The organism is Novibacillus thermophilus (genome assembly GCF_002005165.1).
GTDB lineage: Bacteria > Bacillota > Bacilli > Thermoactinomycetales > Novibacillaceae > Novibacillus > Novibacillus thermophilus.
This window is the reverse complement of the sequence record NZ_CP019699.1, coordinates 1,963,329-1,985,605: the sequence shown is the minus strand read 5'-3', so window position 1 is coordinate 1,985,605 and position 22,277 is coordinate 1,963,329. Positions and strand designations below refer to the sequence as shown.

At 51.1% G+C, this 22,277-nt stretch carries 17 protein-coding genes; 1 reads left to right on the top strand and 16 read right to left on the bottom strand.

What is annotated here, in order from left to right; all coding sequences use genetic code 11:
- Positions 1–135: 135 nt before the first annotated feature.
- From B0W44_RS09905 to xylA, 7 genes are all read right to left on the bottom strand, one after another.
- Entirely contained in the window at positions 136–1,497 is a 1,362-nt protein-coding gene (locus tag B0W44_RS09905; protein ID WP_077718657.1) for an IS4 family transposase, read from the bottom strand.
- A gap of 544 nt (positions 1,498–2,041) precedes the next feature.
- The gene (xylB, locus tag B0W44_RS09895) at positions 2,042–3,538 is read right to left on the bottom strand and encodes a xylulokinase (RefSeq protein WP_077719897.1); all 1,497 of its coding nucleotides are present in this window, start codon (positions 3,536–3,538) and stop codon (positions 2,042–2,044) included.
- 95 nt (positions 3,539–3,633) lie between these two features.
- Positions 3,634–4,272, bottom strand: coding sequence for a sugar ABC transporter permease (locus B0W44_RS19075; RefSeq protein ID WP_335582606.1), 639 nt, complete (start codon positions 4,270–4,272; stop codon positions 3,634–3,636).
- Positions 4,263–4,802, bottom strand: coding sequence for an ABC transporter permease subunit (locus B0W44_RS19070; protein WP_335582605.1), 540 nt, complete (start codon positions 4,800–4,802; stop codon positions 4,263–4,265). The genes B0W44_RS19075 and B0W44_RS19070 overlap by 10 nt, the downstream gene beginning before the upstream one ends.
- Position 4,803: 1 nt before the next feature.
- Complete coding sequence (locus B0W44_RS09885; protein WP_077719896.1) at positions 4,804–6,321, bottom strand: xylose ABC transporter ATP-binding protein; 1,518 nt, start codon at positions 6,319–6,321, stop codon at positions 4,804–4,806.
- A 39-nt stretch (positions 6,322–6,360) separates the two neighbouring features.
- The gene (gene xylF, locus B0W44_RS09880) at positions 6,361–7,431 is read right to left on the bottom strand and encodes a D-xylose ABC transporter substrate-binding protein (RefSeq protein ID WP_228440945.1); all 1,071 of its coding nucleotides are present in this window, start codon (positions 7,429–7,431) and stop codon (positions 6,361–6,363) included.
- Positions 7,432–7,593: 162 nt separating this feature from the next.
- Positions 7,594–8,910 carry a xylose isomerase gene (xylA, locus tag B0W44_RS09875; protein WP_077719895.1) on the bottom strand — a complete coding sequence of 439 codons (1,317 nt, stop codon included), beginning with the start codon at positions 8,908–8,910 and terminating at the stop codon, positions 7,594–7,596.
- Positions 8,911–9,129: 219 nt separating this feature from the next.
- Here xylA and B0W44_RS09870 point away from each other — a divergent pair, with 219 nt between their 5' ends.
- Complete coding sequence (locus B0W44_RS09870) at positions 9,130–10,332, top strand: ROK family transcriptional regulator (RefSeq protein ID WP_077719894.1); 1,203 nt, start codon at positions 9,130–9,132, stop codon at positions 10,330–10,332.
- Between the two features lie 33 nt (positions 10,333–10,365).
- Here the strand turns inward: B0W44_RS09870 and B0W44_RS09865 are convergent, their stop codons facing one another.
- From B0W44_RS09865 to B0W44_RS09825, 9 genes are all read right to left on the bottom strand, one after another.
- Positions 10,366–11,190 carry a carbohydrate ABC transporter permease gene (locus B0W44_RS09865; RefSeq protein WP_077719893.1) on the bottom strand — a complete coding sequence of 275 codons (825 nt, stop codon included), beginning with the start codon at positions 11,188–11,190 and terminating at the stop codon, positions 10,366–10,368.
- Between the two features lie 15 nt (positions 11,191–11,205).
- A complete protein-coding gene (locus tag B0W44_RS09860; protein ID WP_077719892.1) occupies positions 11,206–12,084 on the bottom strand; it encodes a carbohydrate ABC transporter permease in 879 nt (292 codons plus the stop codon).
- Between the two features lie 95 nt (positions 12,085–12,179).
- Complete coding sequence (locus B0W44_RS09855) at positions 12,180–13,511, bottom strand: extracellular solute-binding protein (protein ID WP_077721331.1); 1,332 nt, start codon at positions 13,509–13,511, stop codon at positions 12,180–12,182.
- Between the two features lie 106 nt (positions 13,512–13,617).
- Positions 13,618–14,397, bottom strand: a complete 780-nt coding sequence (locus B0W44_RS09850; RefSeq protein ID WP_077719891.1) for a response regulator transcription factor — start codon at positions 14,395–14,397, stop codon at positions 13,618–13,620.
- A complete protein-coding gene (locus B0W44_RS09845; protein WP_077719890.1) occupies positions 14,366–16,075 on the bottom strand; it encodes a cache domain-containing sensor histidine kinase in 1,710 nt (569 codons plus the stop codon). The genes B0W44_RS09850 and B0W44_RS09845 overlap by 32 nt, the downstream gene beginning before the upstream one ends.
- 417 nt (positions 16,076–16,492) lie before the next feature.
- Positions 16,493–18,109, bottom strand: coding sequence for a glycoside hydrolase family 43 protein (locus B0W44_RS09840; RefSeq protein ID WP_077719889.1), 1,617 nt, complete (start codon positions 18,107–18,109; stop codon positions 16,493–16,495).
- A gap of 101 nt (positions 18,110–18,210) precedes the next feature.
- Positions 18,211–20,580: a glycoside hydrolase family 2 TIM barrel-domain containing protein gene (locus tag B0W44_RS09835; protein ID WP_077719888.1), complete on the bottom strand. Its 2,370-nt coding sequence runs from the start codon at positions 20,578–20,580 to the stop codon at positions 18,211–18,213.
- Between the two features lie 21 nt (positions 20,581–20,601).
- Positions 20,602–21,393: a Nif3-like dinuclear metal center hexameric protein gene (locus B0W44_RS09830; protein WP_077719887.1), complete on the bottom strand. Its 792-nt coding sequence runs from the start codon at positions 21,391–21,393 to the stop codon at positions 20,602–20,604.
- Positions 21,394–21,429: 36 nt separating this feature from the next.
- Positions 21,430–22,275: an SDR family oxidoreductase gene (locus tag B0W44_RS09825; protein WP_077719886.1), complete on the bottom strand. Its 846-nt coding sequence runs from the start codon at positions 22,273–22,275 to the stop codon at positions 21,430–21,432.
- Positions 22,276–22,277 lie beyond the last annotated feature (2 nt).

The window sequence follows — 22,277 nt, the reverse complement described above, 5'->3', positions numbered from 1 at the left end:
TTTTTTGTTAAACCTCAATTTTCTTCATTACAGGAATGCTCCTTTATAGCCTCAAGTATTTGGTAGAGACATATTTCTTTTAGAAGAAGAAAATAAATAGTTTAAACTATTATATTTTATTTTAAATATATTAACTCAACTTTCGCAGCTCAATTTTGGTAAATAAGCCTTGATATAATTAGGCAAAACTACAATCCATTTACGTAATTGACTTTCGATGAATTTTTTAATCTTTTGATTTACATTTTGAAGTGCATCTTCAAGAATTTCAATGAGTAGTTGAAGTGCAAAGGCCCAATCTAGTTCATCGATTTCATCACAAAGTTCATAAAAAATGCCGCCTAATGTTCGATAATCTGTACTTACTCGGTTTTGCCAAGACAAAACAATGTACCTTGTAAACACAATAGTGGTATGGCTGATCATGGAATCATAAGATCTTCCTTGGAACTCTTTTTGGAGTTTCAATAAGGATTTGACTGTTTTGAAGAATACTTCAATATCCCAACGTATCCCATAAATACGAATGATTTCTTGATCCGATAAAGTACAGTCTGTACTCAAAATAGCTAGCCACTGTCTCTTTTTATTACGATTACGGATAAATACCACTTTAACAGGTACGCCATTTGCCATCGTTGTGTGAATAGAGCGCAAAATACCCTTTTGATGTTGTGATGGTTTAGCTGTTTGGTATAGTTTTTTTAGGCTCACCCATTCACCGTTCACTTGATATCTTTGTTTTGTATCCTTCACCATTCCAATAACATCCAACCCTTGATCCACAATGGACTTGATCAAAGGCTGTTGGGTAAACCATGTATCCATTAAAACGTATGAGGCATCGATTCCTTGAGAAAGTGCCCGTTTAATCATATTGGGAATAACTTCCGGCGCTTTTTGTAAAGCTTCGACACGCCGCTTATAACCGGATGTACGCTTATCGATTCGGTTATCAATCCCATTGATTTGGGAATTCGTAGAGCTTAATAAAGCAAAATCAATAGGCAAAAATGTAGCACCATCTGACCAGCCGAGTGTAAGCATACGAAATCCTTTGTAATAACGCATTTTTTGAGAAGAATGATCGAAACAGCGAGCAAGCAGTTCAACCTTTTTACTGCGATTTCGTTCATAAGATGAGTCGTCCACGATCAGCACTTTCGGACGGTCGTGTCTCGTTAAACTACTTACCTTCATAATGGTGAAAGTACTCAAAACAAGTAAAAACCTGCGCCAATTGTATTGAGGGTTATTTAAGAAGCGATAAATAGCGTTTTTTTCCGGCAAATCTTTAGCTTTTTTACTTTGAAGAAGTCGAAACAAATTTTTGCCTTCAAAAACCAAACTAAAAACTAGCTGGAATAAATAGGCGCAGGAATAACCGAAACCCTTGTTAATTCCCACTTTCCTTAAATATTTTAAGATTTCAAGTTCATCAAATATAGCTTTTACTTCTTTTGGTAGTTGATTGTTCAGTCTGTTATTCGTTATCATAATAAGAGACACCTCACCTGCTTTTGGTAATGTTTTTTCTGGACAATTAAACTATACCAAAAGTTGAGGTGTTTTTTTTTGCAAATTTTTATGTCAAGAAGTATTCGAAACAACCAACAAACCCATTAACCGTAAGGCTTAGAAATCCAATTTACTGTGAGAAAGTTGAGATATTAATTTATTTTCTAAACATAATTATATTGACATTGGTTGTGTCTGTCAATATATGTGGTAATTTTTTTATTGTTTTATATTAAAATACTAACATCGTAATCGCTTTGTATAATTGAAATGAAGCTATATGTGTCATAAAAATAAAATAAAAGCATTGAATTTTATGTGCTAAATTTAGGCACAATGCACTAATTCTTTTTATAACACCATAAACTAAGTCCCTCTTTTCCCGGAGCATCAATTGAGGAAGAGAGCGTTCCTCAAAACGCAAAATCAGGCGGAGGAAAACCATTCATTCACCTCCGCCTGATTCTTTTTAAGGGCATCTCAAATATCACCGGGTTTCACATCTCTTAACTGAGGGACCAGGCTACTTGCGATACGGCTGGAGCTGTTCGCTCAGTTCCTTCGTCTCGGCATACACCTTTTGGTACAGCGGAAACAGCTCTTCATACCGTGCGACATGCTCCTCTACCGGTTCAAACGTTTTCGCCGGACGGATGAACCGCTCGGCACACGCCTTTAACGAATCAAACCATCCGCAGCCGACCGCCGCAAGCATCGCTGCCCCCATCCCGGGACCCTGCTCATTTTCCAGTTGGACAATGCGAGCGTTAAAGATGTCCGCCTGCATTTGCAGCCACGCTTCGTTTCGCGCCCCTCCGCCAATGGAGACGACGGTGTCGACCGTCTTACCCGCCTCTCGGAAGATAGCGAGGGACTCGTTCAGGGAGAACGTGATGCCTTCCAACACAGCCCGCACAAAATCGTCTCGGGTGTGGGAACTGTCGATGCCGATAAAACTGCCCCGGATAAAAGCATCTGCATGCGGGGTCCGCTCTCCGACCAAGTAAGGGGTGAACAGTAGCCCGTTCGATCCCATTTCGGAGTTCCCTACATGTCTTAACAGCGATTCAAACGGTTCGTTTGGCGCAAACGTCTGTTTAAACCAACTGAGACTGTAGCCGGCGGCTAGTGTCACACCCATCGTGTAGTACGCGTCTGCTTTCCCGTGGTTGAAAAAGTGGACCCTCCCTTTGAAATCCCGCGTTTTGTCTTCTTCGTACGACAAGACGACCCCGGACGTCCCAATGCTGCACAGCGTTGCTCCCGGCGCCAATATGTTCGCTCCGATGGCGCCGCAGGCGTTGTCTGCACCCCCGGCGAACACTTTCGTCTCCTCCCGCAAACCCGTCGCGGCTGCGACGTCGGGGAGAAGGGTGCCGACTAAGGCATGGGGAGCGACAAGGGGCGGGCACAAGCTCTCCGGAAGATCGAAAGCCCGACAAATGCGGCGACTCCACACTTTTTCCGTCACGTCGAGCATGAGCGTTCCCGCCGCATCGGAATATTCACAGTGAATCTCTCCTGTGAGACGGAACCGGACGTAGTCTTTCGGCAACATAAACAGCGCTGCCCGCTCAAAGACATCCGGTTCGTGTTCTTTCACCCACAGCAACTTCGGCAACGTGAAACCTTCCAACGCAGGGTTTTTCGCAATGTCCAACAGCGCATCGCCTAACTCTTCCTCGATATGGCGGCACTGGGCGGTCGTTCGCGTATCGTTCCACAAAATCGCGTTTCTGAGGACGTTTTGCTCCCGATCGAGGAGGACGAGCCCGTGCATCTGCCCGGAAAAACTTAATCCTTCCACATCAGCGGGATCGACATCAGATCGTGTCATCAGCTCTGCTAGAGCTTCCACTGTTTTGCTGACCCACTCTTCCGGGTCTTGTTCACTGTAACCGGATCGCGGCTGGATGAGGGGATAGTCTTTGGACACTTCTTCCTTCACGACCCCGTCCCGACTCACGAGGAGCACTTTCACCGCACTCGTTCCCAAATCAACACCGATCACGTATTGCACCGCATCCATCTCCTTTGTCACTCACGTGTTGACGTCTAGCCTCACGGCGTACCGCAGCTATAAACTGTTCCTCACACAATACGGAAGTCTCCGTCCTACGCCTTTTTCCTTTTGGACACGACATCGATCCAAACGGCTACAATCAGGATGAGACCCTTTACGATGTACTGCCAGTACACATCCGCGTTCAACATGCTCATGCCGTTGTCAATGCTCGCCATGACAAGGGCCCCGATAACGGCGCCGACGATCGTTCCCGTCCCTCCCATCAGACTCGTCCCGCCGATCACGGCCGCCGCAATGGCATCCAGTTCATACATCTCTCCCGCCGCAGGCGAAGCGGCATTCACTCGCGCTGTCAGCAACACGCCGGCGACGGCGGCCATAAACCCGTTTAGGACAAACACCATTAAAACTTTGCGCTTAATGTTGATCCCGGACAACCGGGCCGCATCCATATTTCCGCCGATAGCGTATATTTGACGTCCAAAGGACGTATTTTGCGCGATAAATGTAAAGACAATGCCCAGTAACAGCACTAGAATAATCGGAGTGGGAATCCCTTTGTAAGCATTCATCAAAAAGACAAAGAACAGAGTGAGCAAACTGATCACGGCGACTTTGACGAGATCCGCTGCCACTGGAGGTGTATCAAAGCCGTACGACATTCTCGATTTTCGCCTTCTGAAAAAGACGTACGCCGTACAAACGACGACCAGTCCCCCTAACCCCACCCGACGGACACCGGAATGTAAGATTGCGCAATGCTTTTAAACGAATCCGAGAGCGGGGCGATCGTTTGTCCCTGGGATATGGCCAAAAGCATTCCCCTGAACGCCAACATCCCGCCCAGTGTGACAATAAAGGCGGGAACCATTCTGTAGGCCACCCACCACCCTTGCCACAGTCCTATCAAGATGCCTAACAGAAGGGCCGCTCCAATACTGATTGCGGTATTGAACCCTAACCAGACGTGCAATGCAGCCGCAACACCGCCCGTCAGACCGGCAACCGATCCCACTGACAAATCGATGTGGGCCGCCACGATGACGAGCACCATCCCGATCGCGAGAACAGAAATGACGGACATTTGTCTGAAAAGGTTGGATAAATTCCGATCAGAAAGAAATGCGCCATCAGTCAAAATCGTAAAAATTGCCCAAATCGCGGCCAAGGCTATGATGAGCGCGTACGCCCGCACATCCCATTTTACAAACGACAGTTTATGCGTTTTGGCCGAGACATCTTGAGTTTCTGCTTTCACCTCATACCCTCCCTGTCGCAGCCATCATGACCTTTTCCTGACTGGCGTCATCCTTTGTGAACTCCTGGACGATCCTCCCCTCGTGCATGACGAGGATTCTGTCGCTCATCCCGAGTATCTCGGGAAGTTCGGAAGAAATCATCACGACCGTTACCCCGTCGTCGACGAGGCGGTGCATCAAGTTGTAAATTTCATATTTGGCTCCGACGTCGATCCCCCTCGTCGGTTCGTCTAAGATTAACACTTTCGGTTGTGTCATCAACCACTTTCCCAGTACGACTTTTTGTTGGTTTCCGCCGCTTAACTGACTGAGTTTTGTCTCTAGTGACGGGGTTTTAATGCGTAAGTCGTCCACATATGACTGGCTGTATTTGACGATCTCCTGTTCATTCAAAACGTGCCGTCTGGACACGCGCTCCAGACTGGCCAACGTGATGTTCGCCTTCACGTCCATATCCAAAACGAGCCCAAAACGCTTTCTGTCTTCCGACACGAGGGCCATCCCGTGACGGATGGCGTCATAAGGGTGCTGAACTGTTATCTTCCGCCCGTCCAGGGTGAGCGAGCCTGTCCACTTGCCGGGATAAGCTCCAAACAGTGCCATGGCCAATTCCGTGCGCCCTGCCCCCATTAAACCGGCAATCCCCAATATTTCACCCTTGCGGGCAGTAAAAGAGACCCCTTTTACAACTTCTTTCGTCGGATTTTCCGGATCATACACAGTGAGGTCGTCGACGATTAAGACGTCTTCCTGAACGGTATGTCTGACGGACGGAAACTGTTCTGTCAGTTCCCGCCCAACCATAAGGGATATCACAGTGTCTTCGTCGATATCTGATACAGGTGTCGTCGAGACGGATTGACCGTCACGCAATACGGTAATCGTGTCCGCTATGCGAAAGACTTCATTCAACTTATGTGAAATGTAGATGCAGGAAACGCCGTCTTTGCGCAAGTTGTCCAGAATGGCGAGCAAGCGCTCAACTTCTTCATCTGTCAAAGCGGCTGTCGGTTCGTCTAAGATGAGGATATCTGCCTTTTTCGACAGGGCCTTGGCAATCTCCACCAACTGCTGCTGTCCGACGCCCAGCTGTTCAACAACCGCCGTCGGGTCAACGTTTAAGCCGACCTGCCTGAGCCAGCGGGACGTTTCATAGTACAGTCTGTTCCAATCGATGAGTCCGTTTTTCTTCGGTTCGACACCGAGAAAGATGTTTTCTCCGACCGTCATCTTCTGAACGAGCGCCAACTCCTGGTAAATGATGGCGATACCAGCCTTCTCCGCATCTCGTATGTTGTCAAACCGCTTTTTTTCACCTTTTATGAGAATGTCACCGCTGTATGTTCCGTACGGGTACAGTCCACTCAACACTTTCATCAAAGTGGACTTGCCGGCGCCATTTTCACCACAAAGGGCATGGATTTCGCCCTTTTTTACTTTAAAGCTCACTTGATCCAACGCTTTAACGCCTGGAAATGCCTTCGAAATATTTTTCATCTCGAGCATGACATCCGACATCTGGCTCCCTCCCTGATCACGCCCTGACCCCTATGTGCGTCACTCCACATTAGGCCGTTCTGATTCAGGGACATTCTTGTAGACTTCATCGAATTCGTAGAATCCGTCTTCGATGACGGTTTCCACCATATTTTCTTTGTCAACGGAAATCGGTTCGAGCAGTACGGCCGGAACGTCTACGAGGCCATTGTGAATGGCGTCATCAGTTTCGATGTCCTCTCCCTGGGCTAATTGAACGGCGATTTCGGCCGCTCTTTGGGCTAATTCGTGCAGCGGCTTGTACACGGTCATCGCTTGCGTTCCTTCAACGACACGTTGAACTGCGGCCAGATCGGCATCTTGACCCGAAACGGGAACTTCCCCGCTCAGTTTTTGAGCTGCTAACGCCTCGATCGCCCCTCCTGCTGTCGCGTCATTGGAAGCCACGACCGCGTCCACGTTGTTGTCATTCGCCGTCAGAGCATTCTCCATGATTTTTAACGCTTCCTCCGGCAGCCAGTCTTCTGCCCATTCGTCATGTACGATTTCGATGTCACCGCTGTCGACTAAAGGTTGCAGCACATTCATCTGTCCTTGACGCAACAACTTGGCATTGTTGTCTGTCGGCGCTCCGCCGATCAGAACATAGTTGCCTTCGGGCACCAGTTGACGGATGTAGTCGGCCTGCATTTCTCCCACTTTCTCGTTGTCGAATGAAATGTAAAGGTCAACTTCTGAATCTAAGATCAGACGGTCATAGGCGAGAACCGGGACGTCTGCCTCGTGGGCGGATTCGACAATCGCTGCAGCCGTGCTGGCATTGTGCGGGACGACCACGAGTACATCCACCCCTTGTGTGATAAGGTTTTCAGCTTGTGACAACTGGGTCGCGTCATCGCCGTCGGCCGACTGAACGAGCACCTCAGCTCCTAACTCTTCCGCCTTAGCGGTAAAGATGTCTCGGTCTTTCTGCCACCTTTCTTCTTTAAGAGTGTCCAGCGAGAGACCGATCTTGACCTTTTCTCCCCCTCCTGACTCCTCTGCCGTACTGTCAGGCGAAGAGCAGCCAGAAGCGAGAAACAGCATGGTCACAACCAGCACCGCCCATGTAATCGCTTGAAATCCTTTCAACTTAATCCCTCCCTAAAAAATTTAGAATACCAGTGCATCAATTCTAAAATGCACAGCAAGTCGCTCAGCATGACGCGAAGGAGAATGTTTTTATTTATTTGTATGTTGTACAAACCAAGGGGGCGAGCTCTTTACACGACAAGAAAGCCCCCCATGACCAATCTAATCGACACGCATGATGTACCGATTCACCATCCCTTTCAGCATCTCTTGCCGACCGGATTCATTCCGAATGGAGTCATTTTGGAGCGCGTACGCTTCCAACGTATGGAAATCTGCTTTCCCCGACGTGATCTCCAGCCCGATCCCTTCTCTGAAACTGCGGTAGCGTTTCTCGATAAAGTCTTCCAACACACGGTCTTCAATCAGTTTGTGGGCCGCTTTCAACCCCTTGGCAAAACTGTCCATGCCGACGATGTGAATGTAGAGCAAATCGTCAGTTTCAAAGGATTCCCGCCTCGGCTTGGCGTCAAAGTTGAGGCCGCCTGACCCCAAGCCACCGTTTTTCAAGATTTCGTACATCGCCAATGTCGTGGCGTACAGATCGGTGGGGAATTCGTCTGTATCCCATCCGAGCAACAGATCGCCCTGGTTGGCGTCCACCGACCCCAGCATGCCGTTGATGCGGGCTACGCGCAGCTCGTGTTGGAATGTATGTCCGGCCAACGTCGCGTGGTTCGCCTCAATGTTCAACTTAAAGTGATCCTGCAAGTCGTACTTTTGCAAAAAGGCGATGGCCGTCGCCGCATCAAAATCGTACTGGTGCTTTGTCGGCTCTTTCGGCTTGGGCTCAATGAGAAACTGTCCGTCAAAGCCGATTTCGTTAGCGTACTCGACAGCCATGTGGTAAAAGCGGGCCAAATTGTCCAGTTCCAATTGCATGTCGGTGTTGAGCAGTGTCTGGTACCCTTCGCGGCCGCCCCAGAAGACGTAGTTTTGGGCCCCCAGCTCCTTGGCCACTTCCAGTCCTTTTTTCACCTGAGCGGCAGCGTACGCGAAGACGTCAGCGTTGCACGTCGTAGCCGCTCCGTGAACATAGCGCGGGTGTTTGAACATGTTCGCCGTATTCCACAGCAGTTTGACGTTGCTCGTTTTCATGTAATCCTGAATGCGCGAGACAATCTCATCTAAATTTTGATTTGTCTCTTTAAGCGTATCCCCTTCCGGCGCAATATCGCGGTCGTGGAAACAAAAGAAGGGGACGCCCAACTTGTCAAACAGCTCGAACGCGGCGTCGACACGTGCCCGCGCCAAGTCCATCCCCGTGTACTCATCCCACGGTCTCACCATGGACGGGGCGCCAAACGGGTCAGTCCCGTCAGCGGTGAAGGTATGCCAGTAAGCGACAGAAAAGCGTAAATGCTCTTCCATCGTCTTTCCGCCAACGACTTCTTTCGGATTGTAGTGTTTAAACGCAAGCGGATTGTCTGACTCCGGTCCTTCATACTGAACTTTCGATATGTTCTTGAAATAAGACATGTACAACATCCCTCCATTTGACTCGATTTTATTCAAGCGGCCAACACACTGCCTATTAATAATTTATATATTAAACTAAGTATAAGTATATGGGAGATATCTTAGAGATGTCAACGATAAAATTAATGCTTAACATATCAGTCCCCACGTGTTCCTTCCGTCCGGTGCATGTGTTAAAATGATTTTTAGTTTGTTAGCTAGATAAACTTGGAGGGACATATGGATAAGACACATACGACAGGTGACCTCAAACTCGTCAGGAAACTGAACAAATCGATTGTTTTCAACTTCATTAAAGATCACGGCCCTGTGTCGCGGGCGGAAATTGCCAAGCAAACGTCGTTGAACAAGGCCACAGTTTCTTCCCTTGTGGAAGAACTGATTCACGAGAACTTCGTGCGTGAAATCGGGACAGGCAAATCGTCGGGCGGGAGACGCCCTGTCCTCTTGCTTTTTAACGGAGACGCCGGATCAGTCATCGGAGTGGACCTCGGCGTCCACTACATCTCGATTCTCCTGACCAATTTGAACTGTGAAGTTCTCTGGAGCAAAGAAACAGCGATTTCCCCTGAACTGACGCCCGACGAGATCATTGACACCCTCGTTTCCCTCATTCAGCAAGCCGTCCAGCTGGCACCGCAGACGAGACACGGAATTCTCGGCATCGGAGTCGGCGTTCCGGGTATCGTCGATTACAAAAACGGCTCGGTCCTCCTTGCCCCGAACTTAAACTGGAGAAGGACGCCGCTGAAGCGCATTTTAGAAGAGCACACCAAACTGCCGGTCTACCTCGATAACGAGGCCAACATGGCGGCCCTCGGCGAAAAAATGTTCGGAGCCGGCAACGGATACGACCACATGGCGTACATTAGCTCCGGGATCGGCATCGGGGTCGGACTCATACTGAACGACGAACTGTACCGCGGAGCCGTCGGCTACGCCGGCGAGATGGGGCACATGACCATTGAGCGCAACGGCTTAAAGTGCCCGTGCGGCAACCGCGGCTGTTGGGAAATGTACGCATCAGAGAAAGCCTTTTACATGCGAATGAAAGAAGACTACCGCTTGTCCGATGTGAGCCGCACCTCTTTCTACGACTACGTCAACGAGGCCAACCGGGGGAACGATCGCGTCATTGCCAACTTAAACGAGACCGGCGAATACCTCGGCATCGGGGTGGCGAACATCGTCAACACGTTTAACCCGAACCTGGTCGTCATCGGGAACACACTGGCCGCCGGCGGCAAGTGGATTTTCAACCCGATTGAGAAAACCTTGGCCACACGGGCCCTTCATTTTTCAACGGAACATGTGAAAGTCGTCCGATCCCAGCTCGGGGACCGTGCCTGTGCGATCGGGTCCGTCTCCAGCATATTACAAAATTTGTTCGCCGTGTCCGACAGACCTTCTCCTTTGCCTTAATAGAGACATCTCTGGCACTCAGCGTGCAAAGTTTTACCCTTTCAAGGCGCCTTCGGCGAGACCTTCTACGATCCGGTTACTCAAAATGAAAAAGGCGACCAATATCGGGACGATGCTGATGACGAGGGTTGCACCGATGGCGCCCCAGTCTGTCAAGTACTGTCCGACAAAGTTTTGAATCCCGACCGTCAACGTCTTATACTGGTCCGAACTGATAAACGTGTTGATAAACACGAATTCATTCCAGTTGTAAATCATGTTGATAATGGCAGTCGTCACCATAACAGGTGTCGTCATCGGAAGCGTAATGCGAAAAAAGATGCGGTGAACGGAGCAGCCGTCCATCACGGCTGCCTCTTCCACTTCCCGCGGCAGCGTGTAGTAAAACCCCAGCAAAATCATGATCGTAATGGGAAGGTTAAACGCCGTGTACGACAAAATAATGGACAGCGGGTGGTCGATGAGATTCAGTTTGAGAAAAAAACTGAACAACGGGATCAAGGTCGAGTGAATGGGAATCATGAGCCCGACCATGAACAAGCCGAGCACGAATTTGCTCAGCTTCCACCGCATGCGAGTGATCGCAAACGTGACAAAACTCGCCAGTATCACCGTCAGAACGACGGCGACCGCCGTAATCCACACACTGTTGAAAAAGTAGAGGCTGATATTCCCTTCCGTCCACACTTTCACGTAATTTTCCCACTTCGGATCCGTTGGCAGAGCGAACGGGGACATGCCAAAAATTTCTCGGTTGTCCTTCAAAGAGAAAAAAAACAGCCAGACGAGGGGGTAAACTTGAAAAACTGCCACAATAGCTAAAACGGTGTACAAAATGCCGTATCCTATGCGTTTCACCTTTTCTCATCCTCTTTAATACTGAATGTCTTCGTCCGTAACGGTCAGCTTGCGAATGACCCAGGTCACGACGAGGCAAATCAACAGCAGGCAAAATCCGATGGCACTGCCGTAACCGAAACGAAAACTGGTAAACGCTTCTCGGTACATGTACGACGCCATGACTTCACTGGCGCCGTTCGGTCCACCGCCGGTCATGACGTAAATTAAATCGAAGTATTTCAATGACCCGACGACAGCCAGGACGACCGTCACTTTAATGACTCCTGCAATGAGGGGAATTTTGATTTTAAAGGCCACCTGCAGCGGATTGGCTCCGTCAATTCTCGCCGCTTCGATGAGCGATGGGGGAATCCCCTTCAACGCGGCGTAGTAAATGATGATGTAAAACCCGGCGTACTGCCAGATGATGGGAACAAATATGGCGTACAGCACGATGTCCGGGTCGGCCAACCACGTCGGTGTATTCTCTACCCCCATCATCGTAAGGAAGCTGTTGATCATGCCGTTGTTCGGGTCGTAAATTTTAATCCAAAGCTGGGCGATGGCGACCGATGACAGCAGCATCGGAATCAAGTAAACTTTCCGAAGGAAATCGGCCCCTTTGATATTTCCGGACAACACGAGGGAAATGACTAAGTAGCCCGCCAAACTGATGGTGGAAAACAGAGCGAGTAAAAACGAGTGCAACGTACTGTCCCAAAACTTGTCATCTTGCATTAACTGGGCGTAGTTTTCCAGCCCGACGAACGTCATCTCGCCGATGCCGTCCCACTCCATTAAGCCGTAATACCCCGTTAAGACAATGGGGACGTAAATCAGGGCGAGTACGAGAATAAGCGAAGGCAGAACGTACAAGGCAATGACCAGTTTATTCGACATGACTTTGTTCATCTGTTCTCTCTCCTGACGCGATGTCCAAGTGAATGGAAAAGGGGCATATCGACCAGATGAAGATATGCCCCTTATCGACTTACGATCATGTAAGGTTACTGTTCTTCGTCAAGGGCTTGCTCTTGAACTTTTGCAAAGTCTTCCGGTGTCGTCTCTTTTCCGAACAGCGACTGTATCATGTCCAAGTGCACTTGCGCCGCGCTCGGGCTCATCTGAACATCGGCATACAGCGTAATGTTTGTGGCATTGTTGAGCTCGTTCAAGATGTCAATGTACATTTGCGGCAGGTCTGTGTTGGACGTGTCCACTTTTGTAGCCGGTATGACTCCGGCTTTCGTCACCGATTGCTCGCCCCACTTCTCGACGAAGAAGGAGACAAAGTCCTTCGCCTCTTCTTTTACCGGTGAATTTTCAGCAACGAACAGCCCGACTCCAGGTCCCCCGACATAGCTGTCGATGTCGCCTTTTCCTCCTTCCACGATTGGGAATTTAAAAAATCCGACGGAGTCTCTAAACTCTTGGGGGACATCCTCATTTGTCGTAAAGTTCGGTAGCTCCCACGTCGCCATTAAGTACATGGCCGCCTGTTCGTTCAAGAAATATCCTTTTGCCTCATCGTTGGACAAACCGTTGAAACCTTTCACGAAGGCACCCATGTCCACGAGGTTTTGGATCTCTTCTGCCGCTTCGATGAGAGCGGGGTCTTCGAAAGAAATCGTGCGGTTGATGGCGTTCGTGATCGTTTCCGGCCCACCGATGCGGTCAGCTAAATACATGTACCACATGGAACCGGTCCAACGGTCTTTGTTGCCCAACGTGACGGGCGTCACACCGTTGTCGGCGAGCGTTTGAATCACGTCTTTTAACTGATCGTACGTTTCCGGCACATCGAGGTCGTACTCCTCAAAAATTTTCTTGTTGTAGTAAACGGGGGTGATGTTCAACTCGAGGGGAAGACCGTATGTCGTACCGTCCACCGCGTAAGCTTCCGTCGTTCCCGGTACAAACTGGTCTTGGCCGATGTTTTCAACGACATCGTCTAACGGCGCGAACATGTTACCGTCCACGTACGGTTCCAGAAAGCCGGCCGCCCACGTCATGCCGACATCCGGCAGTTCATTGGAAGCTGACAGCACTTTCAGTTTTTCTTTGTACTGTTCGTTCTCCAGGATCTCTGTCTCAATGCTGACATTCGGGTGCTCCGCTTCGTATTCCTCAATGATGTTACTCACGATTTCGTTGTGCTGTTTCGAACTCCCCGCCGGCCACAGATGCATCAGTTTCATCGTTTTAGCCTCTTCGCCAGGTTCGCTGCTCGCTTCACTGTCGGCCGATTCACCGGCATTTTCCCCAGCGCCACATCCTGCAAGAAAGAGTGACACGACGAGTACAAGCATAATGCCGAATGATAACGTTTTTTTATACATGTGTGGAGTCCCCTTTCGTTTTGTCGCTACGTTCAATTTACCATTTGCTCCACGAATGCGGTAGGTCACGGCGTTTAGGGAAAATGCCACTTTTTTTGGATGGCTGTCACGTGTCAAACGCCCGTCTCCGGTACGCACGGGGGGTAACCCCTTCATACTGTTTGAACAGTTTGATAAAGTACTTCGCCGTGTTGTAGCCGACGGATTCTGCGATTTCCGTCACCGGCATGTCCGTCGACACGAGCAGTTCCTTGGCGTGTTGCAGCCGAATTCTCGTCACGTACTCGCGAAAAGTCATGTCCGTCTCTTCCTTAAACAGCACGCTGAAATAACTGGCGTTCAAGTGGACGTGCCTCGCCACCCGTTTCAAACTGACGTCTTGGTCGTAGTGCTCCTCGACGTAACGCATCGCCTCCTTGATGGACGACCGGATTTTGCCGTCTTCGACCTTGACGTCCATCAGTTTATCGTCGATCACCTTCTCCATCAGGACCGCTCTCATTTGTTTCTCTTTCTCCTTGAGAGCCTCTTCCACCGCCTCAATCAACTTGTACTTGCTGACGGGTTTCAACAAATAGTTCAGAACGCCGAGGCGAAGGGCTTCCTGCGCGTATTCGAATTGTGGGTAAGCTGAAATGACGATGGCCGCGGGATAATCGTCCTGCCGCTTTAACGTTTCCAGTAACGTCAATCCGGTCATTTCCGGCATCCGGATGTCGGTAATTAATAGATGCACGGCCTGGCGCTCGACGACGTCAATCGCTTCTTTACCGCCGGCAGCACTTAAAATGCGGAATTTTCCCTTGGCCCAATGCTCCAACGTCTTCGTTAAACCTTGCCTCGCCCTCGGTTCGTCATCCACGACCAGAATGCTCTGTGAGCTCATCCTTCTCCCCCCCATGAATCGGTATTTCGAATGATACAGACGTGCCTTTTCCAACTTCACTCTGGATGACCAGTCCGTCTGACTCACTGGGACTGTAATAAAGCCGAAGCCGCTTGTGCACGTTCGCAATGGCGATCCCGTTTCCCTTAAAGGGAGAAGCGACCCCCTCCTCCATCGACTGGTAGATCCAGTTCATCGTCTTCCGGTCTATCCCCGGCCCGTCGTCTGTCACGTTGACGACGAGACGTTCTTCGTCCTGCACCTTGTCCACCGTCACGGTTACAAAGCTGTCGCCGGCTTTGTTCCCAGTCCCGTGGACAATGGCGTTTTCAACAAGAGGCTGAATGAGCAGTTTCGGTATTCGCACCCTCTCCCATTCAGCGGGTAACGAGAGGTGCCACTTTAGGCGCTCTCCGAATCGCATTTTCATCAATTGGAGGTAGCGGTCGATGTGCGCCATTTCTTCCTTGATCGTCACCCATTCCCCCTTGGGGTTGCGGCTGATCGTGTAGCGAAACAGTTCAGACATGGCGAGGACGCGTTCAGCCAGTTCTTCTTCGTTTTTTTCTTCCAGGGACCAGTACAGGGCATCCAGTGTGTTAAACAGAAAGTGGGGGTGAATCTGGGCTTCAAGCGCCTTCAACTCCGTCCGGCTGCGGGTCAATTCTTTCTCGTACACCATTTGTATAAGGTGATTCGTTTCTTTTACGAGCTGGTTGTACGTATGATTCAACTCGTTAATTTCCGAGGTGGAAGCGCTGACCGGATTCGTCTTCCACTTCCCTTCGCTCGCCCGCCGCATCGTTTCCGTCAAGCGGACAATCGGTTGGGTTATCATCGTGGACAAAAAGAAAGAACACGCGGAAAAAATGACAAATCCGACGATACCCGCCCCCACAATACCCGTGCGGATCACTGAGATCCCTTGGGTCAGTTGACTGACCGGCGTCAAAATCACAAGCGTCCACCCGGTGACATCTGACGACTGTCTCACCTTCATGTAATCCCTTTCATCAATCGTAACAGTCGCTTCCTCGCTCTGCAGAAACTGGCGGAAGTCCCCGTCAAAATTGGACACGATGGGATGCGCATACTGATCGACTAAAATCGTGTACCCTTCTTCCGCATGGGAAGGGTGGCCGTTATGGAGCTGAAAGTAGTTTTGGCTGATGCGGATGAGCAAATACCCTCCGCCAACAAAGGGTCGGTCGATCAAACTGACGCGCCGAAGGGCGAGAAAATACGCATCGTCTTCAGGGTCTTCCCCTACCCACACGAGGCCCCCTTTGGCTCGTTCGGCTTGTTTCACCCACTGTCGCCCGATGCGGTCTGCCAGCCGCCCGTCATCCAACGGAAGGAGCCTCCGGCCGTCTCGTGTATACAGCTCCAGCGAATAGATGCCGTCTGCAGTGGCCTGTAACGTGTTCACGCTTTTCATGAGTGACTGGCGCTCTCCAAACGCCACCCGTTCTCCTCTCAACTCCCGCAACAGGACCCGCTGGACGCCTTCGTCAGTCGCCACTTGCTTGGTCACCATGTTGATCTGCTCGTAAAGGGATTCAAAACGGCCATTTGCTTCAATGGCCGTTTGTTGCATCTGTTCCTCTGCATTACTTTTGAGTAGCATCGACACTTGGTGATAGGTCAAAACCCCGACTATGAGGAGAACGACAACCATCACACCGACGAAGACGATCTGGATCTGATTGCGCAGTGTGTTCCACTTACCCAGAATGATCCCCCTTTCCCCTCACCAATCGAGTGAACGCGTTTACAGATCACAGTTACCGGCAGTCTCTAGCTCAACGACGTACTCCTTCCACCTTTTGCGGTCTGTGTGTACCATCCGGTCCAACTGCTTTTCCTCGGCGCCGTTCTAACGCACAGCGCGCCATGTGCCACAAGGGCCTCCTGCCACAGTTCCGGAAAAGTTCTGATACGTCTTTATCCCGCTATGTCGCCCGGGTTCAAATGGCAGTGGCAGTCATACATGGGGGCGTCTTAGGCGTTGTGGTGGCAGGGGTGTCAGCCGTTTCGTTGTCCAGAAGAACGTTTCGTCCGCGAACAGTTCATGCCCATCGCTTCTTTTTTCGCCTCACGCACCGTCGATTTCTTCGTACAGGAAGTAGTCGAAATCAGCGTGAACGTTGGAGCCGGACGTATCTTGGCAGTGCATGCCCACGAAAGCTCCGGTGAAGAAGCCGCCGCCCCGCACGTAATCGTCTGACAGCTTGTAAGAACGAAAAGCGACCGGAATTTCCTTCCAGCTCTGTCTGTCGAAGGAGTAGAAGAACGTGTACGTTTCCGTCCGGACCTCGACTCTCAAGTACACCGCCTCAGCCTCGTCCGGTACCGGGATCAGTTGGCCTGCCAAAGGTTGTGAAAATTGGAAGTTGTCGCAGCGGAGCACATCGATGACTCTTCCCTTTTCCTCGTCCCACGTGATGTGCAAGTAAGTCCAGTTCTCAGTATTATAATAGCACACTAATCCGGCTGCCTGTTGGAATGTCACCGGGCGGAATTCCACTTTCGTCTCGGCGTTAAAGTTGAAACTTTGCCACCTTCTGGCCACGAAGGCTTGCGTAAATTTGGACGTCAGCGATTCGCGTCCGTACAGGCGCAAGTAGCCTCTCCTCTCTTTCAGCGTCATCACGTCTTCGCCGAGGGGGATTCTCAACGTCTGAAAGTGGCGATTCAACGTATCGCTGTCAAAGTGGTCTTTCACTTCGTAGTCCTGCGGCCACTTCACTTCGCCAATTTGCGGTCCTTCAACTTGGAGGGATGGCGCTTTTCCACCTACCACATACGGCCACCCGTCTCGCCATTCCAGCTTCTGAATCGCCGTTTCCCGTCCGAGAGGGCAGTAGCCCCGCTCCTGTATGACGGGTTGTCCTTCCCTGGGCAGCGGACGGCCAGTCAGGTGCACCAGGTACCATTCGTCCGTATGCGTGCGCACGATGGAGGCGTGTCCCGCTTTTTGCAGTGGATGTCTCGGATAAGGCCAACTCGTCAAAATCGGGTTGTCAGGATGGACTTCATACTCTCCCTTCAAGTGCTTGGATCGGGCAATCGTGACGCAGTGCTCGTACCGGGTCCCCCCTTCGGCCGTCATCAAATAGTAGTAGCCATCCACTTTGTACAAGTGCGGCGCCTCTGTCAGCTTGATGTCCGTGCCTTTAAAAATAACGACCGGTTCGCCTATCAACCGCCGCTCTTCGTGTGAGTACTCCTGTAAGGCAATGCCGTAAAAAGGGTGATGGCCGACACGGTGATCCCAGACCATGTTTACCAAATACTTTTTGCCGTCATCGTCGTGAAACAGGGACGGATCGAAGCCGGAGCCGTTCAAGTACACCGGTTCGCTCCACTCACCGTCCACTTCATCACACGTGACTAAATAGTTGTGGCAGTCTTTCCATATGCCGTCAACCTGTTTGACATCCGTGTAGATGAGCCAAAATTGGCCGTCGTGGTAAGAGAGGCAAGGGGCCCAAATGCCGCCCGAATCCGGGTTGCCTTTCATGTCCAGCTGGCTCGTCCTGTTTAACGGCCGGCTCACGAGGCGCCAGTTTTTCAGATCTTTGGAGTGGTAAATCCCGACTCCAGGAAACCATTCGAATGTGGAAACGGCAATATAGTAGTCATCCCCGCGACGGCAAATGCTCGGATCCGGGTTAAATCCTTTCAAAATCGGATTTTGAATCGTGCTCATCCTCAGTATGTCTCCCCTTTTCAGTTCGTTTGTTTATCATACAAATTATTATACACCTCTATTTTACACGCAAACCGCCTAAAACACAACGAATCCTGCTGTCACACATGAGCAGTTTTCTCCGCTCCGGCTTCACTTTTGATGGTCACACTTTCTGTTAGCGGTCCTGACGTCGCCGTCAGTCGAATGTCACCCGCGCGCGAAGTCGACCGGACAACAGCTAGACACCTGCCTAGGTAAGTCCGCCTGCGCTCTCCTTTGTAAGGCTCGTCACTAGACAAATTTCCGTTGTCGACCCCGATCATCTCGCCTTCTCCCTCCACGCGAAAACAGATCTCACATTCGGCGCTGGGAACCGTTATCCCCTCCGCATCGGTCACGGCCACTTCAACGTGCACGAGGTCGTACCCGTCGGCCGCGATGCGGGTGCGGTCTGCTTTCATCGCCAGCCGGGCCGGTCGGCCTGCCGTCTTCAGTTCGTGTGCGCACAGCACACGGCCGTCTTTTTTTCCAATCGCCTTCACGGTACCGGGTGAATACGGCAGATGCCAAACGATCATCCGATCGGAAAAATCCGCCAATCGCTTTTCCCCGTACGATTCGCCGTTCACCTTCAATTCAACACTCTCGCAATTCGTAAACGTCACCATCCGGAGCATTTTTCCTTCAAGGTGCGGAAAGGTCCAGTGTGACGAAAACGGTGGAGATTTCCAATGCTGTTTCCATGCGGGACAGCTTTCTTCACGGTCCGCATCGAACACGGCCATTTGCACGAAAGGCTCGTCTGACCAGAAGCTCTGGTGTAAATAGGATATCGGCTTTCGAAAGCCACACGTGTCAACCAGTCCGAAAGGCCACCCTTTCCACGGGTCGTGTGCCTCCCCGAGGTAGTCAATGCCGACCCAGACAAACTGGCCGACGACATAATCGTGCTTCTCGACGTCGAACCACGGATTGACCGGTTCGAACCCTTTGACCCGGTTGCCGCGACCGCGATAAAAGGGAAACGTTTCCGTCCCGACTATGAGCATGTGCGGCATGGCTTTTCTGTACGACTCATACCACTGTTCCTGGTAGTTTAATCCGAGAACGTCTACGTGCTCAGCTATCTTCTTCGTGTGTTCCACTTTGTCCTCGACAGGGGCATCGCGCAAACGGGGGGGCGAGTTGTGAGGCTCGAGCGCACATGTGACCGGCCGCGTCGGGTCCAGCTCGCGACAGTAGTCTGTGAGCATCTTCAACCTTTGCAACATGGCAGGCTGCCCTTGTTCCTCAACTTCGTTGCCGACACTCCACATCAACACACAAGGGTGGTTGCGGTCTCTAAGCACCGTGGCGCTGAGATCCTCTTTCCACCACTCGTCGAACAGTTCTTCGTAGTAGAGGGATTTCCATTTGTCAAACGCTTCGTTCACGACGAGGAAACCCATCTGATCACACAAGTCTAGCAATTCCGGAGCCATCGGATTGTGGGCAAAGCGGATCGCATTGCACCCCATGCCTTTCAGCACGCGAAGCCTTCGTTTCATCGCGTGAAGGTAGAAAGCCGCTCCCAAACACCCCAGGTCGTGGTGGATGCAAACCCCTTTTAATTTGGTGGGCGTCCCGTTAATCGACAATCCCTCACGGGGGTCCAGCTGGATGTCCCGCACGCCAAACGGTGTGACGTAATCGTCTACCGGCCGCCCATCGCAGTAGAGGATCGTCTTGGCTGCGTAAAGCTTCGGACGATCCGGGGACCACAGTTCAGGCTTCTCAAGGCGAAAGCACTGATCCACTTCCCGGGTTTCCTCTGCTTCCACGGTCGCAGCGGAGGTCACCTCCCCCAGAACAGCCCCTGTGTCATCGAGAATTTCTGTCACGACGGTGCACGTTTTACTCTGACGGTACTGATTGTGAACCGCAGTCCGAATCGAGAGTGTCGCTTCATCTTTCGATATGTTCTTTGCAAAGATGGCTGTGCCCCACTGGGCAACGTGAAGGGGGTCTGCCGCGATCAGCCATACGTTGCGGTAAATCCCAGATCCGGAATACCAGCGGTCCGACGGCATCACTGTGTTGTCCACTTTGACGGCCAACACGTTTTCTCGCTCATACGAGAGATACGGTGTCAAGTCGTACTGGAAGCTTACATACCCATAAGGCCTTTTCCCAATGAAGTGGCCGTTTAACCACACTTCACTGTTGTGGTGAACGCCGTCGAATTGAATGACAACTCTTTTCCCCCTGTCACCGGCGTCTACTGTAAAGTGTTTTCGATACCAGCCTACCGTCCACCTGGGCAAATACCCTTGCATGCTGCCGAACGGCATGTCTTTGTCAAAGGGCTCCTCAATGCTCCAGTCATGGGGGACATTCAATCGCCTCCAATCGCTGTCGTCGAAAGACGAGCGGTGGGCACCTGACAGGTTCCCCTTTTGAAACCGCCACCCTGCGTTCAACCGCTCTTTTTTTCTGATCTTGAGTTCCACTTCTTGCCCTCCTTCCGACTGTTAGACGACGTGGAAATTTTTTTGACCGGGAATATAAAAAATGGGGACACTGGGAAACATCTCCTCCATCAGAGAAGCCAGGTACTGCATGCCAGGTTCTTCACTTTCAGCGTGACCGAGTACGATCAGCGCCCTCCTCCTCCCCTGAAAAACGGCATCCCGGACGTATTCCGGCGTTTCCCATTCCGGGCCTTCTCCGTAAACAAGGACCTCAAGGTCTTCCTCTTCAAAGAGGGGGACGGCGGTGGACCCGCCCCCTCGATACCCCACCAGTAACCCGACGCGGCGACAGCTCATCGACAACTCCCCTACACACCGCACAAAATCGAGGCCGAGTCGCGTTTTCACGTACTCGGCCACTGTGTGGACCGTCGTCGGCGGAATGTTCAACACCGTCGCCGTTCTAGATTTTTTCTCAACGTACGCCTCCCACTTCAGGGACCGTACCAATCCTTCGGCAATGCCGTCCGGACGATAGCGATGCCAGTAATCGTGAAACCGGTAAATGGCGAGCCCTGATTCTTTGATGAGTCTCTGCTTCGCTTCCATAACGTCACTGCCTTTGTAAGATGGGCGATCCCAGTGGCTGTGAAACACGCCTTCATGGGCAACCATGAGGTTGGCTTCCAAGGCAACGGCCTTTTGGATGGCATGTTGCGTCGGCATAAACGTCACAGCGATTCCTGACACTTCCATATCCGGCGAACCGAACTTCAGCGTATCGACCGTATTCTCAATGGTCCCTACAGGGCGCGTAAGGCGTTCGATAACGGTTTGCACCTTTATTCCCACACCTGCCACTCCTTCCCAAGAAACGAGTTCAGCGTCTCAGACGCCGGCGTAAGCCATAAAACCCCCGTCAACGGGAATCGTCGTCCCTGTCACGAAACCGCTGGCCTCATCGTCAATGAGCCACAACAGAGTGCCTAGTAGGTCTTCCGGCTTTCCCAACCGCTGCATGGGCGTGTGGGCCAAAATTTTTGTCAATCTTTCCGTAGGCGAGCCGTCGGGCCTCATCAGAAGTGACCGGTTTTGCTCTGTCAAGAAGAAGCCAGGGGCAATGGCGTTGACGCGTATTCCCGCCTCTGCCAAATAAACGGCCAGCCACTGAGTGAAGTTGTCAATGGCCGCTTTAGCCCCGCTGTATGCCGGAACTTTTGTCATCGGGCTCGGGGCACTCATGGAAGAGATATTGACGACAGTGCCCTTTTTCCCCAACATGCGCTTTACGAAAATTTGCGTCGGGATCAGGGTTCCAATGACGTTCAAGTCAAACACTGATTTAAACCCTGAAGCCGTCAAGTCAAAAAACGTGGTGACGGCTTCGTCTTCCACGTCTGAAAGGGACAAAGTTTCATTCGTCGTGCTTCCTTTAGGATGATTGCCGCCAGCCCCGTTAATGAGGACGTCGCACCGGCCGTACCGCTCAAATACGATCTCATCGGCTCTCTTCACACTTTCCACGTCCAGCACATCGCACTGAATCGGTATCGCCTCTCCCCCTGCCGCCTGGATCTCGTTCGCCACTTTCTCCGCTTTTTCGTATCCTCTGTTCAAGATGGCGACTTTCATTCCCTGTCTGGCCAACTCTTTCGACATGCACCCGCACAACACTCCGCCGCCTCCCGTGACAACAGCGACTTTGCCTTTTAAGGTGCCGTGGATGGGATTCACTT

Excerpts from the sequence above, each read along its gene's own strand:
- B0W44_RS09905 (WP_077718657.1), bottom strand. The coding sequence starts at position 1,497 with ATGATAACGAATAACAGACTGAACAATCAACTACCAAAAGAAGTAAAA.
- B0W44_RS09885 (WP_077719896.1), bottom strand. The coding sequence starts at position 6,321 with ATGTCGGATGTCATGCTCGAGATGAAAAATATTTCGAAGGCATTTCCA.
- xylA (WP_077719895.1), bottom strand. The coding sequence starts at position 8,910 with ATGTCTTATTTCAAGAACATATCGAAAGTTCAGTATGAAGGACCGGAG.
- B0W44_RS09870 (WP_077719894.1), top strand. The coding sequence starts at position 9,130 with ATGGATAAGACACATACGACAGGTGACCTCAAACTCGTCAGGAAACTG.
- B0W44_RS09860 (WP_077719892.1), bottom strand. The coding sequence starts at position 12,084 with ATGAACAAAGTCATGTCGAATAAACTGGTCATTGCCTTGTACGTTCTG.
- B0W44_RS09855 (WP_077721331.1), bottom strand. The coding sequence starts at position 13,511 with ATGTATAAAAAAACGTTATCATTCGGCATTATGCTTGTACTCGTCGTG.
- B0W44_RS09850 (WP_077719891.1), bottom strand. The coding sequence starts at position 14,397 with ATGAGCTCACAGAGCATTCTGGTCGTGGATGACGAACCGAGGGCGAGG.
- B0W44_RS09845 (WP_077719890.1), bottom strand. The coding sequence starts at position 16,075 with ATGGTTGTCGTTCTCCTCATAGTCGGGGTTTTGACCTATCACCAAGTG.
- B0W44_RS09840 (WP_077719889.1), bottom strand. The coding sequence starts at position 18,109 with ATGAGCACGATTCAAAATCCGATTTTGAAAGGATTTAACCCGGATCCG.